The following is a 15962-nucleotide window of genomic DNA, read 5'->3' on the forward strand; positions in this document are numbered from 1 at the left end:
GCAACCATGACCACCACCCGACCCGACCCAGAACGCCCCGGCCAGACCCGAACACCCCGCACGTCGACATCCGCCCGCAGCGCCACCCAACCTCGCCCAGAGACTCGCCCTCCCCGCACCAGCGCTCGACGCGCGAGCAGGTCCCATCGCGAGCGGTACCCGGGCCAGCCACGCGGCCGATACCTGAGCCTTGGCGCAGGGGTGCAAAGCCTGTGCGTGTTCCTACTTGCCTGCGAAGGACGGATCCCGCAGTTCGACGCAGCCCTCTTCGCCGACACCGGCTGGGAACCGAAACAGGTCTACGCCCAGCTCGACACCGCGCGCCGCATCGGCGCGCGGGCAGGGATCCCCGTCCTGACCGTGTCGAACGGCAACATCCGTCACGACGCCCTCAAACCGGAGTCCCGGTTCGTCACCATGCCGCTGTTCGTGAAGAACCCTGACGGCGCAAGGGGGATGGCCCGCCGGCAATGCACCGGCGAATACAAGATCAAGCCGCTCAAGAAAGCCATCCGCCAGATCCTCGGCTACCCGCATCCCACCCGAGTGCCCCGCGGTGTGTTCGTCGACCAGGCCATCGGCATCTCCACCGATGAGTTCCACCGCGCCAAGGACTCCGACGTCAACTACACCCGTAACATCTTCCCGCTCCTCGACCTCGGACTATCACGTACGGACTGCCTGACGCTCCTCGGCGAACGCGGCATGGGCACGGTCGTGAAAAGCTCGTGCATCGGTTGCCCGTACTCGGGAAACTCGCGGCTGCGGTTCATCCGGGAGACCGACCCCCACGCATGGGCCGACCTGGTCGAGTTCGACAAAGCCATCCGTCACGGCAGCCCCCGCGCCAACGCCAACGGCAAACCCCTACGCGGTGAGTTCTTCATCCACCGCTCGCTCCTGCCGCTCGACCACGTCGACTTCGACGCCACACGCGGCACCGCCAACGCCGATGAAGACGACCCGGACGGCTGCAGCCCATTCTCCTGCCGTAGCGGCTCTCCCGCCACCACGCCCTAAAGCCCGCGCTACCCGCTCAGATCGCCGTACCGGGCCCACCGCCTAAACGGGCCGCCTCGGACCCCGACGGCCAGAACCCGTCGCCGTGCCCAGCTACGGCCATCGACGAGAAGCGGCTACCCCAACTTGCCCTCGTGCCAGGAGGCCACCGTGCACTGCAAACCACAGCTTGTTATCGACTCTCACACCGAGACCTCCGCATCCATCGATGAGGATCGCCCAGCCTGGTCGCGCGAGCACCTCCGCGGCCTCGGAGTCACCACCACTCTCATGACCGCCGCCACCATGCTCGGCATCGGACGCACGACGGCGTACCGCCTCGCACGGCAAGGCGACTTTCCGGTCCCCGTCATACGGGCCGGACGCAACTACCGCATCCCCGTCGCCCGTCTGGTCGAGCTTCTCGGCCTGGACGAAGAACCTCGTAGCTAGTCCTTCCTCTCTGTCCCCACCGGAGCGTCGATGGGCGCTGACCGAAAACACGCCCCCTGATTGCGGCAGGAACGAATCCGATGACACAAAACTTCTCCGGCAGCACCTACAAACGCTGCGCGTGCAAACACTCCGGCAAACCGCTCGGGTCGGCGTGCCCGAAACTCAAACGCCGCAACGGATCCTGGAGCTCCGAGCACGGAACCTGGTACTACCAAGCCGAACTACCCGCCCGCGCCGACGGTACCCGCCGCACCCGCAGGCGCGGCGGATACGCCTCCCAGACCGACGCGCAAGCCGAACTGGACAACATGGCGGCCCTGGTCGACGTCGCCGAACCCTATGGCTCCGCCGCCATCGCCGCGATCGGGGACGTCATCGACAAACACCTCAAAACCAAGGAACCTTTCCCCTCGCCGGAAACCATCCGCGCGCACCTGGCCACCGGCGTCGCCGACTCCGCACAGGTCCCCACCGTCGGCGAGTGGCTGGCCACGTGGTTCGCCGGGCGGAAGAAGAAACTCCGCGCCACCACCCAGCTCTCCTACAGCAGCCACATCCGGCTCTGGCTCATCCCTCACCTCGGGCACCATCGGCTCGACGAACTCACCGTCGTCCACATCTCAGTGATGTTCGACGCGATGACCGAGCACAACGACGCCATCCGCACCGCGCGAGCCAGCGACGATCCCGCCATCCGCAAGAGCGTGCACGGCCTGCGGACCTTGAGCGACGCCAGCATGCAGCGCTACCGAGCAACCCTGCGCGCCGCGCTCAACGCCGCCATCCGCGACCCGCGACTGCCCATCACGTTCAACCCCGCCTCCTACGTCGAACTCCCGTCAGGACGTCGGCCAAAAGCGCTGCTCTGGACCCCTGAGCGCGTCGAACGGTGGCAGCGCACCGGACAGAAACCATCCCGGGTCATGGTGTGGACACCGGAACAGACCGGGCGGTTCCTCGACCACGCCGTCGACCATCCCTACTACGTCCTCCTGCACCTCATCGCCTACCGGGGACTCCGGCGCGGCGAAGCGTGCGGCCTGCCCTGGTGGGACGTCGACCTCGCCCGCCAGAGCATCACCATCACCGCCGCGCTGGTCCAGATCGGCTGGCACGCCGAACTCGGCGAACCCAAGAGCGAAGCCAGCGGCCGGGTCATCGCGCTCGACAACGCCACCACCAGTGTCCTCACCGTCCACAAGAAACGCCAGGACACGCTGCGCGCGGCAGCGGGACTTTCCTGGATCGAGAACGGCCTGGTCTGCACCGAACCCGACGGCAGCCCCCTGCAACCCTCCCACCTCAGCGACGCCTTCCAAGCCATCGCCGACGCCGCAGGCCTCCCGCCCGTGCGCCTGCACGACCTCCGACACGGCGCCGCCACGCTCATGATCGCCGCCGGAGCCGACCTCAAACAGGTCCAGGAACTCCTCGGCCACTCCAGCATCGCCATCACCGCCGACACCTACACCCACGTCCTGCCAGAACTCGCCCGCGAAACCGCCGAAGCGGCCGCCTCGATCATCCCGCGCCGACAGAACCGGAAACTCCCGCCCGCCGCCTGACGTAAGGCGCGGTTCACGAAACCTGCAGTTGTCTCTCTGGATACCTTGCACTTGAGCTGAAATTAATAAGTCTGCCCAGGCGAGAATTCCTGGGCAGACCGAGGAATCGACAAAGTCCTCTACTCGCAGTATAGCTGTCGCGATGACCGGTGGTACTTTCCGGGTGTCGTTCGCTCAGATGGCAGGACCTGCGATTATTCCGGGGTCTATCACGTCGTCGCTTACGTCGACGCATGCGGTTCACCTGCGGCAGGTCCGCTGAGGTGTGCTGTCCGCAGGGGCCTCCGGGTTCAGCTGGGAAGCCTCAGGAATCCGTGCAGCCTGCAGTGATTCGAGACCACAGGCGATCGCAGACTGTCACCGCTTCACGTTCAGACTGTGGATTCCAGCGCCATGCAGCCAAGAAGGGTTCGAAACCGGCGCTCATGAGGTAACGTCGTCGAATTCGAATGACAGATATATCGGGGCATGCCGATGTTGCGCAGCACCGATTCGGGGTTCCGCCGGGCTCGACACCCAGGCTGATGCCTGAGCAGTGCCCAGCTGTAACAATCTCAGGGCTGTCGCGACTTATGTCACTAGTCGGCTACACGAGGGGACATCTGGCGTGACGAGAATTCACGAGACGTACACAGACGAGATGTACCGTCAGCTGAAGCTCCTTGCCTGTTGGCTGCCTAATGCGCGGATCTCCGTCGGGGATGTGGGCACGCTGAAGGCAAGACGGTTCGAACGTATCACCAGCCTCGATGAGCTCGAGGTTCCCTACAAGCAGGGCGAGCGAGGAGCACCCACGGACCTGAGCTACATGTCGGCGGGAAAGGTGCAGATCAGCTCCACTGCCGCCGCCGGAGCGCTCGGCGTAGGTGATGGAAAAGTGTCCATCACCTTTGGTGGCGCCGGCGCGACGTTCCTGCAAGCCGCACAGTGCCGGTGGCGTACGTTGGTCGATTTACCTTCCCTGGAACGCGAGCTCCAAGTACTCCGAGTGGCAAAGGTGTGGAGGCAAGAGTGGGTCCTCGTGCACAAGGTGCTGCACACGGGGCCAGTCGCGATCTTGGTTTCCAACGCCGCCGGGACGACTGTCGATCTACGCCTCGCACCTGATGCCCTGGCAAACACGCTACCTGTCGCCAACGCGTCCTCGACGCTCGAGATTTCCAACGAGACTGGGCTGGCTGCCCAGTTGACAGTTCGCTCGGGTGCGACCCCTTTCTTCGGCGCCGCGGCATTTCGGAAGCCGCTGCTCGGTCCTGCCCGGCTGCGTTGGCGTTCCGCGGGCGCGAGCCGAGACGACGTCGGAGGCGCGGCGCCCGAGATGGTTGAAGTGAGCTGGGATGACACAGAGTAAACAACAATCGAGCAGAACCGCACGCCCTTTGACTCTGCGAGCGCAGAGGCTCCTTGATGCCGCCAACGCGCTTCCCGTTCGCTTGCCGGAACGACAAAGACTTGTCAAAGCATTCGACATCGTGATGAGCACCGAATGGACGCGTGTCCTTGTCCGGTTGTCCGAAGATGATGTGACTTCGTTCGCTGTCGCAAAACCTTCTTTCGAGCGAAACGCTCTCGACCATCTGATCGAGGTCGCCGAAACCATTGCAATAGCCTACGGCTTCGAGAATGTCGACGCCGCTCATATCGCTGTCGCACTCAGCTTGACGCGAAACTGCACGAGCGAGGATGTGTCACACACTGTCGCAGAAGCGTTTGGATTGGGCACCCTGAACCGCCTCGATGAGGTGATGAACCAGCATGCCATCCGCAAGGAACAGGTGGATGATCAGGACCAAGAAGGTCCTCCTTCCATCGGATTCACCGTCGCTGGCGGTCGATGGAAGCGAGCGGTCTCGGCGTGCTATCTGACAGCAATAGGCGCCGCAGTCGGGATGATCGTTGTTTACGCCATCGCGACAGGTTCACTCTTGGGGTGGCTGATCGCGCCTCTGACTGCTATCACCGCGCGAGACAAGCGCCAGACTCCGTTTGAAATAGCGGAGCGCGTCAAATGGATGAGGGTATCGCTGCGCTGGCCCGTGCAAGGTGTTCTCGCCGTGTTGGCTGTCTCGCTTGGCGAGCCGCTGATCGCAGGAATACTGGTGACCCAGCTCTTGGTGGTCGAGGTTATCGTGACAGCGGGAGAGGCTGTCACGGCTGGCCACGACACCTTCGAAGGGGAGGGCTTCGAAGGTGTGCCGTTCGCCGTGCGTAGGCTGGCATCGGTACCGGATTCTTTTCTCGCTGGCCAGCGGTTGTCGAGCCTGGCGCTCGCGCTCCTGTTCGCCGTGGCGCCTACCGCGCTCGCGGTGTGGTTTTACGGATCGGTATGGCCTCTTTATGTCGTGGCCGCATTGGTCATGGCACGTGGGCTTACCGGATTCGCCTCGCTGACACTCATTGTCGCGACAGCGGCGTATGGATTCGAGTGGCCCGCGGCGGTGGCCATGGTCGCCGGCTTGTTCGCGCGGCTCGTTGTCGCGTGGCTTGGCCGACCGCCGGTCGCGTATGTGCCAGTGCCTCAGCGGGGTGTGCGCGGCATCCCGAAGCTGAGGGGCAAGGACGCGCGAAAGTTTCGCCAGGCGAAGCGTCTGCTGCGCCGAGGCCTGCCCGGAGCGGCGTCTCGGGCGCTGGGCGAGCATTCGTCGTCTCGTGTCACCCTTGTCGCGCTGAATGGTTGGGCGCTGGTCCGGGCAGGTCACTTGGGCGAGGCGCTGAAAGAGGCCGATCGGCTGCCGGCGGAATTCTCCTGCCTTCGCGCCCTAGTGGTCGGCCTCGCACGCTTGGAGCTGGGGCAGCCCGAGGTGACCCTCGATATGATCACCACGGCCACGACCAGGCTTGGCCGCGGCCGCGCTCGGAAGGAACTGGCCATCGAGCTCAGTCTTGCCCGGCTGCGTGCTCGTGTCGCGACAGGTGAGCGTGGACTCTCCACCTCCATGGCCCTGGCCATCCCGCGTACCGTCACGCGATCCAAGTTCTTGTACACCATGGTTCTTCTGAGACTCGTCGCGGAGAGCGACCCTCGGTACTCTTCGGATGCCCAAGGCATGATCGCGGGGACGGCCTTCTCGCTTCATCGGTCGTTCCGAGCTGATCGCGAGATGAGGTTTCTGACCTTCCTGGGCTCCGAACGAGTGGCCGACCTTGAAAGCATTCGCGCTGCCATTTTATTTCAGCTGTCCGAAATTTCCCAGGCACAGGGCACTTCCGAGGTGGTCGAGTCCATGGGACGCGGCACTGGAGCAGCCGAGTTCCTGTTGCGCATGGATCGCCCGCTGGAGGCGGCTGCTGTATTGAATCACCTCGCGGACTATCTGGAAACCACTCCGAGTCGGCTTGAAGCGCTGGATACACGCGTAGAGGCAGTGGCAACATTGCATTGGGCGCGTCATCAGTTGCATGACCTGGTCACCCGCCGATTGTGGTGGGCGAGAATGAGCGTCACCCTCGAATCCGCGATGCGGCAGGCAGCGGATGGTCACGATTGGACCACGCTTGCCGAGCTGATCGAGACCGCACGTCTTCAATTCGCTCCCCGCGACGAGGAGACTCCTGGCACGGCGAGCGCACCCTTCATACAGGTTCGTGGTATATCCCGGCTGGCAGCTTCGATCTGGTACCAGGCAGACGAAAACTCTGGCTGCTACGACCTGGAGCGGCTGGCAGAGGTGGTACTCGGACGCGGCACCTGGTGGTGGAGCACCTGGTCCACCGGATCAAGCCTGTACTGGGCACTTGTCCCGCCGGACGGTGATGTTAGTGGTGGCGTGGCTGAAATCGGCCCCGACACCGATCTGGGAATGACCTTGAGAGAATTGCGCGTCGCCGCTCCAGCACCCTGGCCAGGTGAGGTGGTAGGCGACTCAAGTTTCCAGGAGCGGATGGAATCAAGCGTCCTGTTCGGTCCGCTACCAGATGAACGTGAGCTGGCTCGGCGTCTGGCAGCGTTACTGCCCCCTCGGCTAAGAGATCGCCTCTCCGCTCCCGGGAAGCCGGTGAACATCGCGCTCGCGCCGGCCGAGGTACTGGCTGCGGTGCCATGGGCAGCTATCAGCGTGGGACTTCGAGACGTCCGGCTGACGGAAAGAGCCCGGCTGGCGATCGCGCCGCCCGCGGCCCTGTTGGCCGCCATGGCAAGGCGGCCTAAGCACGACGGCGATAGCCCCTTGTCCTTGGCGATGCTCAACCCCGGAGGCGCACTCGGGACAGCGAAGTACGATCTGATCACGGCCAGCGCGCTTCAGTACGGTCTTCCCGATGGCGTACGGACCATCAACCGAGCAGATCAGGTGGACCTCGATGAACTCAGTGAGATACTGCGATCCCTCCCGGCGCGGTCCAGCGCGATCTACGCATGTCACACAGCACCAGGAGACGGCGAGCCACTGAGCGCCGGCCTGCAGTTATGTCCACCGATCGACGGGAGACCGCCAATCGTGTTGTCCGCGAATGCGTTGATCAATTCGCCGGAACGATTTCCGGTACCCGGGCGAGGACTCGTCCTCGCCTGCGACAGCGCCGACCTGAATCGGACCGCAGGTGGCGAATGGCTGGTTCTGGGGACGGCCCTGCTTTGGGCGGGCGCTCGACAACTCGTGGTCACTGGTTTTCCTGTGGTTGACAGTGATGTTCTAGATAAGCCCCTTCTGTACCATCTGATGACCGGCGGAGATCTAGTCGACGGCCTTCGCGAAATCCAGATGGAACGCCTGAGGGAATGGCAGGAAAGTGGTATCGAGGATGTCAGTCCGGCGATTTGGGGTTCCCACATCGCCATAGGCTCCTTCTCGACGCATGCAGTGACACCTGAGGCGGAGATTCATGTTGACCGTCACGTGGACGAGTGGCTCATCACCCTCTTAGATTCAGCTGCCATGTACACCGCGTCCATGGGACGTTTCGAGGTGACGCCACTCGATGTCCTCCATGCGCTCGCCATCCACGGATTCATGGAGGATTTACCCACGGCCCGCCGCCTGGTTCTGCAAGGGGTGAACTACTCCCTGGCGACGGTGGCCGCTTGTCTCGCCTTCGTGCGTAAACGGCGGGCGAGCAGCAGAAAGGCCACCCTGCGAGCAGATGTCATCCGTTTGGTGAGCGATGCCTGTGTCGTCGCGAAACGTGCTCGTCACCGTATGCTCACCATTGAGCACCTCCTGGTCGCGGCGATGGCCCATTCGGGCGCCTCGGCCTGGGTGGCTCGCCTGTTGTCGGGCTGGGATGGAAGGGATCCGGAATTCGTCAAGGAGGTCCTGAGCGAATGCCAGGACGGCTTGCGCGCGCTCGGCAGGCCGGAGATCAGGAATTTGGATCTGGCATCCGTCAAGGAGGTATACCGTGCTTACGGTGCGGACCTTCCCGTGGCGGAGCGGAGCCTCGTCCGTCTATCGGATCTTTAGAACCCTCGCTGCGCGGCAGGAAACCGCGGCGCTGGCGACGTTTCGGCCGCCAAGTGCCGAGGAAAGGTGACGGCAGTGAGCATGTGGTCGTCCCAGAATTCGGACCAGGGCACCGCCACTCGTACCGGGCCGCAGCTGTGCTGACCAATTCGATGTCCTCTACGCCGCGGCCAAGCGTGTCGCAAGGGCAGCCTTGACGGGGACGGCCCTGCGTTCACCCAGAGCGCTCGGTACGGGCGAAAGGGACTGCAGACGCTCTGTGCCAGCTTCGTGAAAGCGCCGGAACTCGGACGGCCGAGGTTAGCCGAGGAGCTGGGCGCCAGCTCGCCCGGCTCCCGGCCCGAGACGCGCCGACTCCGACTCCGCCAGCACGTATGCCCCAGGAATGATCGCCAAGCCGCCGAGCGGCTTCGACAGCCTGAGGAACGGATCGGCCGCACCATCCTCGGCACCCAGCCGAACTGGGCTTCCTCGCTCGGTTGATGGGTGATGATCGCGACGTCACGGCCGCGGGAGACCCGTCAAAGGCTCGCAATGCGATCCCGGTCACCCGGTTCCACATCCTGTGGGAGTCCGGGATCGACGTGTTCGTCGACGAACACCTCAAGTCATCCAACGTCTACCTGACCATGAACAGCATGGTGGGCATGAAGTTGCAGGTCACTGGGGAGAAGGAGATCAAGGAGCTTCCCGACGCTGAATGACGGAGCCAGCAGCTCAGGAGCGTGATGAGGGCAAGGTTTTCGCTGACGGTGATGAAGTCGGCGAAGACCTTGTTGTCGACTACGTGATCGTCTCGACGGTTGCGCTGTCGACCCATCGGGCCAGGATGCTGAACGCGGCCAGCTGTCGGTTCATCGCGCGCGGCGCGCGGCGTCCACCCAGGTCGGTTCCCGACCGGAGACGTCTTCGTTCCAGATACGGCATTGTCTGGTACACCGTTCGCCGAGTTCCGTCGAGGCAACCGCGACAGCGTCCTGGGTGTGCTAAGGGCATGACGTCGTCGATGTTCTGGCTGCCCGGCCCGGTCGTTTGTGACATTCCCTGATGTTGATGGTCTGCGGGCTCGCGGAGCTGTGGCTCGGTGTTTCCATCGCCGCGAATGTCAACCGGCCGGCTGGGCTCGTCCTGGACAGGAGCCTCGGGGGTGACCGCTGTTGGGCTCAGTTTCATCTCCGTTTTCACTGCTGTGCCGACGACCGACCCGGATACTGGTGACGTCAACGGTTGTTCCCACCAGTTGGCACCCTCGACGGCTGCCTCGCCAGCACCGCGTGAGTCAGGTCAGCACTGGCGAAGATCAGCACGAGGGCGATCAGTCTCCACCCGACCCTGGCGCTCAGTAGTCCTGGACCGGGGGCTTCCTCTTTGCGGGGTTGGGCGTTGAGCCTCGGCTCGGAGGACGCAGTCCAGTATCCCCGGCCAGATGGCGAAGATGGCCACGAGAACGGGATAGCTGACGATTCCGGCGGTCAGCAGACCGATGAGGATCGGCGTGAACGCTGTGATCCAGCGTGTGCGGAACAGCAGTCTACCGGTATGTCCCCCGCCGAGGCTGCTCGCGACCAGTGCCTCTGAAGCTAATACCAGCTGCGGCCTTCCGGCCACAGCACACCCAGTTCCTGCAACTTCTGCCGCAGCTTGGCTGCCGACTTCGCCCTGCGCTCGTCGAGCTCCACCAGTGATGTGCCGTATTGGTCGACCCATGCGCGGTAGATGTTCACCATCTCTTGGCGCTGCCGAGCTGTGAGCCTCTTCGCTCGCCCGTCGAAATCGGCGCGGAGCCGGTCGAGGATCTCCAGTTGATAGCCGCTGCGGACAAGTTCCCTTAAGTCATCGTGGCGAGCCGCCCACCAGTCCGCGAACAGCCCGGAGAGCTGGAACTCGTCCAGGATGCGAAGCGGAGCCATTGCGCGGTGGAACGACTCGATGAGGTTGTCTCGAAGTACGGGTAATGTGCGGTCGCTGCCGGCGAGTCCATGGACCTCGTCTGACAGCCAACGATCCAGTTCTTGCAGGAACATGTCTTCACGGCGGCTGGCTCTCTCCAACACACTGTCGACGACGGTCGGGAGGCCCTCACGAGGGAACTGCAGGTTGCCCCACTCTCCTGGTTCGAAGAGATCCAGTAGCTCGATGCCGAAGGCTCGGAAGCGTTCACGCTGTGCTTCGACGTCTGCCCTCGGCACTCCGCCAGTGATCAAGGCCTGGGTGTTCAGCGATGCCTGAGCAGCGGGAGCTTGGCTGATGTACCTGCGGATGTTCAGGTTGAAGTTGTTCTCGGCGATCTCATCGATGGAGACGAGCCTGGAGAAGTGCGGAATCTCCCGCTGCTCGTGAAAGATGCTGGTGATCTTCTCCACGTGGCGTGGGTCGAGGTGGTTGCGTGAACGTCCGCTGGTGATTTCGTGCTCTGCGTTGGCGAACAAGACTCCGCGCTGTCGGTGCAGCGGGGCCTCATTGCCCACCAGCACGAGCACACAGGCAGGGATGGCCGTACCGTAGAAGACGTTCGGGCCGATCCCGATGACAGCTGCGAGCCTGCCGTCGGAGACGATCCCACGTCGGATCTCACCCTCGGCACCAGCACGGAACAACACGCCCTGTGGAGTGACGACGACACCGACACCGTCAGGTTTCAACGAGGCGAGTACATGCTGGACGAACATCAGATCTGCGCGTCGTCCGGTGTCTGGAGTCCAACCGTAGCGCATGCGCTCGGGAAAACGGACGTCCCTCGGTCGGTAGCTTACCGAGAACGGCGGGTTGGTCAGAACACGGTCGAAGCGCCGCAGCTGACCGTCGTCGGTGACGTGGAGCGGATTAGCCAACGTGTCGTCCCGGCGCACCTCATGGTGCCGAGCACCGTGCAGCAGGAGGTTGAGCTCAGTGGTACCGCATCGCGCCAAGTTTATGTCCTGAGCGAAGAGTCTCAGCGTTCCGCGCTTGCCGCTGCGCTCAGCTACGAAGTCTTCGGCGCCCGTGAGCATGCCACCGCTGCCTGCAAACGGATCACAGACAGACTGCCCAGGTTCCGGTTGCGCGAGACGGACCATCAGGTCGATCACCGATCGAGGTGTGGTGAACTCGCCCCCCTTCTTGCCTGCGGCGTCGGCAGCCTCACTAAGGAGGGTGTCAAAGGCCGCTGCAACAGTGTCCGGGAACTGGAGATCCTCCACACGAAGCGAGATCCGGCTGAAGTGCCCGATGAGGTCGATGGCCTGGTGGTCGTTAAGCAAGTTCGTGAAGTCGATTCTCCAGAACGGCTCATGGAGAACCTCATCGTTGGCGCGTATCAGATCGGAAAGCGCATCGTTGAGCGCCCGGCCTGGCTGGTGGTACGCGCGCGCCGCGATGGCGTCCCAGCGGGCATAGTCGGGCACGTCGAGTGGGCCAGCCTGATCTGATGCCCATTTGAGGAGCAACGTGGCGGACAAGACATCCAGAACATCGTTGGTTCGCCCGAGTGACATACCCACGACCCGCTCGGCGTCGCTGAGGTGCTTCGCCAACTCTGCAGCAGTCAACGCCTTCATGTCCCCGTCTCCGTCCCGAGGTAGTTGCTGACGACGGAGATCTTTAACATTTCCAGGTGATCCAAGGTGCTTCGGTGTGCTTGGGCCAGCTCATCGATGTTTGCAGCTACCTCTGCCAATTGTCGTTGTCGACTGCTCGGGAGCAGCACGACCGGGAGCTCGCCCAGGATCTCGGAGTTCAACGACTGGACGGTACCTGGGACCGCACGGCTGAGCAGAAGCTCCTGCACCGGAGGGAACATCAGATACAACGTCAGGTACTCGGGCAAGACCCGCAGGCCGTCGGGACGTAGACGAATGCAGGACGAGTTGTACAGCCACGTCTCCTGGTTGTGTGCTATGTGTGCGAGCCGTCCAAGAGCGCCTTGTCGAACGACGACGATGTCGCCTTCGCGCAGGGCGTAGCGACGGAGCTTCTCCGCGTCCTTCCGGGGCAACCTGCGCAGATTCCGCGGGTTCACCTGATGACGGTCGGTGATGTCCGCAGGGGACACCACCGGGATGCCGTCGGGATCGTCACCGAGCCGATCGAGCAGAGAACCGGAGGGGCCTGGAGTGATCTCCACCAGGTCGTGAAGCGGGACCTTGGCCTCTTCGAACTCGAACATGGATCGTCTCCTGTTGGCAAGGGTGCGGGCGTGGCAATTGCTACCACGCCCGCACACACGTTTAAGCCTGGCGGGGTCGTACCCGAAGCAAGGCTCGGACCCCCTGTGCCGTTGCCGCGCTGATCGCGGCGATCACGACTGCGGCCACCGCTTCCTCGCCCCGACCGATCACCAACGCGACGGCCGTGCCGGTGAAGACGATGATCAGCACGATCACGACGACCCGTCGCCAAAGCTTCGGCAGGTAGTATGGCCAGCTAGGGCTGGTGCTCGACATAAAGCATCACGCCTCTCTGTAGCCTCATCGCCCTGCAGGCCGGCAAGCATGACAGGGCGATGAGGCGTCTAGTTTTCACTTGTCATCTGTGACTCTACCCTCAAGAAGAGTGCGAATCCACCTTCGCAGACTGCGAATTTTACTCCGCACACTCTGATGTCAGAGTACTGCCTCAGGGTGTGAAGAGGTCGGCGGGGGGCGCCCGTCGGCTGGTGATCGACCGGTCGGCGACATGCGCAAGGCCCGTGACCGCAGGTCGGTCACGGGCCTTGCGCGGCTGGGTAGTGCCCCCGGCGGGATTATCCAAAGGGTGGGACCTGGGCTGACCACCGGTTTTGTGCTGGAAGTCCGCGCCGGTGAGTCCGGCGGTGGCCGGTCACCACAACGCCATCGTCGTTGCCGTCAGCACCGCGATCATGGCCGCAGTTGGCCACATCGCCGGCCGGTCAGCTCCGGCAAGCGCCGCACCGACGACGTTGTGGTCGGCGGCGGACTTGTGGCGGACGGGGGCTGCGGGTCGTCGGTCATGACCTTCGTCGTCGCGGAAGCCTATCTTCGAGCGCCGATCCCGCCCACGCCGGTGGCGCGTCGAGGACAAGGTTCACAGAATCGCGTATAGCAACTCGCTGGTTCGACCCTTGTACCCCGGCGAGGCTGCGTGGGGACCTCGCGGTGAGGACATTGGTTATGACCCAAGACCGCAAGCTCAAGGAGATCATTCGCGCTCGTCAGAGAGCGTTCGCCGTGACCTAACGACAAGCCCGCCGCGACGTGAAACAGGAACTGGGGATCATCGCCAAATATCCCCCTCTCATCCCGATCTGGGACCAGGGCCTGGATGAGGACCCACAGCCGCGGCTGACCGTCGGCCAGCACCGCGCGGCCCTCGGCGCGATCGAACTGGCGCTGCGCGACAGCTACATCCTCGACGGCGTGAAGCAGCACGACCGGTGGCGCACGATCGACGGCCACATCGACCGCGACTGGGTCGGCGGCCCGTACGCGTGGGAAGTCGCCCGCGAGCTGCTGTACTTCGCGGAGAACCCGGACACCAGCACCATCGAACCGGGCGAGCTGGTGCCTGGGGTCAACGCACTCGGCGAGCTCAACGCCGTGTGGTTCGACGGTGTCCGAGTCCGGTTCCGGCCATTCCGGCCGGGCTTGCGGCTCGTGGCCGCGTTCCGGCTGCGCAGGGCGTCGGCGCCGATCCCGTCGGCGAGCGCGTCGACGGTCGCGGCCGCGTCGGCCCACCGGCGCTGCGCCGACTGCTTGGTGATGCCGCCGGCGGCCGCGCCGATCTCGTCCTAGGTGGCGCCGCGGGTGCGTTTGACGACGACGCCGAGCTCGGCCAGGCGCTCGGCGTACCGCAGGACCAGGAGCGCTTCGTGGACGTAGTCACCGGGGGCGTGGTCGCGCTCGGTCGCCACGAGCCTGCGGGCGAAGTCGGACAACCGGCGCGCGTCGTCGGCGTAGAGCAGGCGCGCCGCGGCCGCACCGACCGGCCGACGGCAGGCCGAAGGGCGAGCAGGTGCCGCTCTTGTTGGGGAAGTTCTGACCACGCCCCCATCGATAGGTCATGCCCTGACATGCAAGGATTGTCGGCTATGTCTAGGAAACTCGGTCTCCTCGCCGACATCCAAGCGGGCGCGGTCGATGAGTCTGTGTCGCTGGAGAACCTGCTGAACAAGTGCATGCACTCGGCGGGCAGGCCGGTTCGGTCAAGCTCCGCGACTGGGCTCGTCAGGAGCTGAACGGCTACTCGGGCGAGGCTGAGATCCCCGATTACCGTACGACCGGTTCACAGCTGATGGCCAGGATCACCAACCGGGCAGGCCGCAATGCGATCACGCAAGAACTCTACGAGCATGTCTTTCCGGAGCAGCTCCGCGAGCTTCTGCCCCCTTCAACGAGCTGACGTTCTACCAAGGGGTCGGAGAGCTAGCGGCCATGGCCGAGGCGAATCGGGAAGACACCATATTCTCCCCCGCCTGGGCACCTAGGCTGATCGAATACATGAACAAGCACCACACGGAGCCCTTTTCCGTAGTTACGCAGATCTACTGGCCCTTCAGCGCGACCAGCCTGCGTGGAGTGCTCAGCCGTATCCGGACCGCGCTGGTCGAACTGTCTACCGAACTGGCCGATCTGACTCCGCCGGGCCAGGAAATACCGGCTCAGGAAGCCGCAGACCAGGTCGTGCAGTTCATCATCACCGGTGATCGCGCCGTGATCACTTACTCTCCACAGATCACCGGTGACCACGGCACCAACATCACTGCCTCCGGCGCCCATTCGACTGCCGTAGGCGGCCAGACCGTCACCGGCGACAACAACACCACCGCCGGCCGCGACGCCACGGCACCCGCGAAGACGGAGAGTTGTTGGACCCGGACGCGTAAGCGCGGTCTGTTCGTCGCCCTGTTCACGATCGTGGCCGGGGTGCTCGCGTTGCTGACCTATCTCGGGCTGACGCCTTCGCCCACACCACCGAAGGCTCCACCGTCCACGACAGCTGGCTCGTCGGCACCTACGACACCTGGTGTCACGACCTCGCGCTGATCCTGAGACGGCTTTCGATGCCTAAGGTGCTACAGGCCGATATCGGTTCCACCTGGCCTTCACCTATCTGAGGCCCGACGTGGTTGATCATCGGACTCTCCACCGCCGAGGCCAAAGGGTGGCTTGCTGACCTTGGGTTTCCTCTTGCGTTGTGCGGACTGCTCCTTGACCCTTTCCCGGTTCGACGCCGCCTGCTGTTCGTAGAGGTCTGCATCCATCGCGGACGCTTCCGCATGCTGTTCTCGAAGTTCGGCCAGTTCCTCGGAGGATGTCCACGGTTCGCCGCGCAGGTAGCGGCCGAGCACGAGCGCTCCAGAATTGCAAGCACGGAAGATGATGCCGGACGCTCTCCCCGCGCCGGTGTAGCGCGCTCCATGCTGGAAGCGGTGGCGATGACCGCGTGCACCAGCTCGATCTAACTAGTCGTGTCACGGCGGCGAGCGAAGGTGCCGACCAGCGTACCCGGGCCCAAAGCGCGGTGTCGGCGAGTGAATCCTCGCCGCTGTGGGCATGGCGGTGGTCGTCGACAGCCACCGCCAGCGTCAGCAGTGAGTGCCGTAGAT

General features: G+C 63.9%; 14 protein-coding genes. 9 read left to right on the plus strand and 5 right to left on the minus strand.

The window, feature by feature from the left end:
• Positions 1 to 6 precede the first annotated feature (6 nt).
• The 6 genes from ACLJQ7_RS10815 (at position 7) to ACLJQ7_RS10840 (ending at position 9123) form a co-directional block, all read left to right on the plus strand.
• Entirely contained in the window at positions 7 to 1020 is a 1014-nt protein-coding gene (locus tag ACLJQ7_RS10815; RefSeq protein ID WP_410648035.1) for a hypothetical protein, read from the plus strand.
• A gap of 270 nt (positions 1021 to 1290) precedes the next feature.
• The gene (locus ACLJQ7_RS10820; protein ID WP_083255356.1) at positions 1291 to 1452 is read left to right on the plus strand and encodes a helix-turn-helix domain-containing protein; all 162 of its coding nucleotides are present in this window, start codon (positions 1291 to 1293) and stop codon (positions 1450 to 1452) included.
• Between the two features lie 80 nt (positions 1453 to 1532).
• Positions 1533 to 3020: a tyrosine-type recombinase/integrase gene (locus tag ACLJQ7_RS10825; RefSeq protein WP_410648036.1), complete on the plus strand. Its 1488-nt coding sequence runs from the start codon at positions 1533 to 1535 to the stop codon at positions 3018 to 3020.
• A gap of 640 nt (positions 3021 to 3660) precedes the next feature.
• A complete protein-coding gene (locus ACLJQ7_RS10830) occupies positions 3661 to 4371 on the plus strand; it encodes a hypothetical protein (protein ID WP_410648037.1) in 711 nt (236 codons plus the stop codon).
• Positions 4372 to 4495: 124 nt separating this feature from the next.
• A complete protein-coding gene (locus ACLJQ7_RS10835; RefSeq protein WP_410648565.1) occupies positions 4496 to 8419 on the plus strand; it encodes a CHAT domain-containing protein in 3924 nt (1307 codons plus the stop codon).
• 482 nt (positions 8420 to 8901) lie between these two features.
• Complete coding sequence (locus tag ACLJQ7_RS10840; RefSeq protein WP_410648038.1) at positions 8902 to 9123, plus strand: hypothetical protein; 222 nt, start codon at positions 8902 to 8904, stop codon at positions 9121 to 9123.
• Positions 9124 to 9999: 876 nt separating this feature from the next.
• Here the strand turns inward: ACLJQ7_RS10840 and ACLJQ7_RS10845 are convergent.
• From ACLJQ7_RS10845 to ACLJQ7_RS10855, 3 genes are all read right to left on the minus strand, one after another.
• The gene (locus tag ACLJQ7_RS10845; protein ID WP_410648039.1) at positions 10000 to 11955 is read right to left on the minus strand and encodes an N-6 DNA methylase; all 1956 of its coding nucleotides are present in this window, start codon (positions 11953 to 11955) and stop codon (positions 10000 to 10002) included.
• Positions 11952 to 12563, minus strand: coding sequence for a hypothetical protein (locus tag ACLJQ7_RS10850; RefSeq protein ID WP_410648040.1), 612 nt, complete (start codon positions 12561 to 12563; stop codon positions 11952 to 11954). The genes ACLJQ7_RS10845 and ACLJQ7_RS10850 overlap by 4 nt, the downstream gene beginning before the upstream one ends.
• A gap of 61 nt (positions 12564 to 12624) precedes the next feature.
• Positions 12625 to 12780 carry a hypothetical protein gene (locus ACLJQ7_RS10855; protein WP_410648041.1) on the minus strand — a complete coding sequence of 52 codons (156 nt, stop codon included), beginning with the start codon at positions 12778 to 12780 and terminating at the stop codon, positions 12625 to 12627.
• A gap of 831 nt (positions 12781 to 13611) precedes the next feature.
• On the opposite strand from ACLJQ7_RS10855, the gene ACLJQ7_RS10860 reads away from it, so the two are divergent.
• Positions 13612 to 14148: a hypothetical protein gene (locus tag ACLJQ7_RS10860; protein WP_410648042.1), complete on the plus strand. Its 537-nt coding sequence runs from the start codon at positions 13612 to 13614 to the stop codon at positions 14146 to 14148.
• Here the strand turns inward: ACLJQ7_RS10860 and ACLJQ7_RS10865 are convergent.
• Positions 14145 to 14399 (minus strand): hypothetical protein, encoded by a 255-nt coding sequence (locus ACLJQ7_RS10865; RefSeq protein ID WP_410648043.1) that lies wholly within the window; start codon positions 14397 to 14399, stop codon positions 14145 to 14147. The genes ACLJQ7_RS10860 and ACLJQ7_RS10865 overlap by 4 nt on opposite strands.
• A gap of 128 nt (positions 14400 to 14527) precedes the next feature.
• Here ACLJQ7_RS10865 and ACLJQ7_RS10870 point away from each other — a divergent pair, with 128 nt between their 5' ends.
• Positions 14528 to 14755 (plus strand): hypothetical protein, encoded by a 228-nt coding sequence (locus ACLJQ7_RS10870; RefSeq protein WP_410648044.1) that lies wholly within the window; start codon positions 14528 to 14530, stop codon positions 14753 to 14755.
• Positions 14756 to 14787: 32 nt separating this feature from the next.
• On the plus strand, positions 14788 to 15399 hold the full coding sequence (locus ACLJQ7_RS10875) for a hypothetical protein (protein ID WP_410648046.1): 612 nt from the start codon (positions 14788 to 14790) through the stop codon (positions 15397 to 15399).
• Positions 15400 to 15458: 59 nt separating this feature from the next.
• On the opposite strand, the gene ACLJQ7_RS10880 is transcribed toward ACLJQ7_RS10875, so the two are convergent.
• Positions 15459 to 15704, minus strand: coding sequence for a hypothetical protein (locus tag ACLJQ7_RS10880; RefSeq protein WP_410648047.1), 246 nt, complete (start codon positions 15702 to 15704; stop codon positions 15459 to 15461).
• Positions 15705 to 15962 lie beyond the last annotated feature (258 nt).

The organism is Amycolatopsis sp. cmx-4-54 (assembly GCF_046548895.1).
In the GTDB taxonomy this organism is placed as follows: domain Bacteria; phylum Actinomycetota; class Actinomycetes; order Mycobacteriales; family Pseudonocardiaceae; genus Amycolatopsis.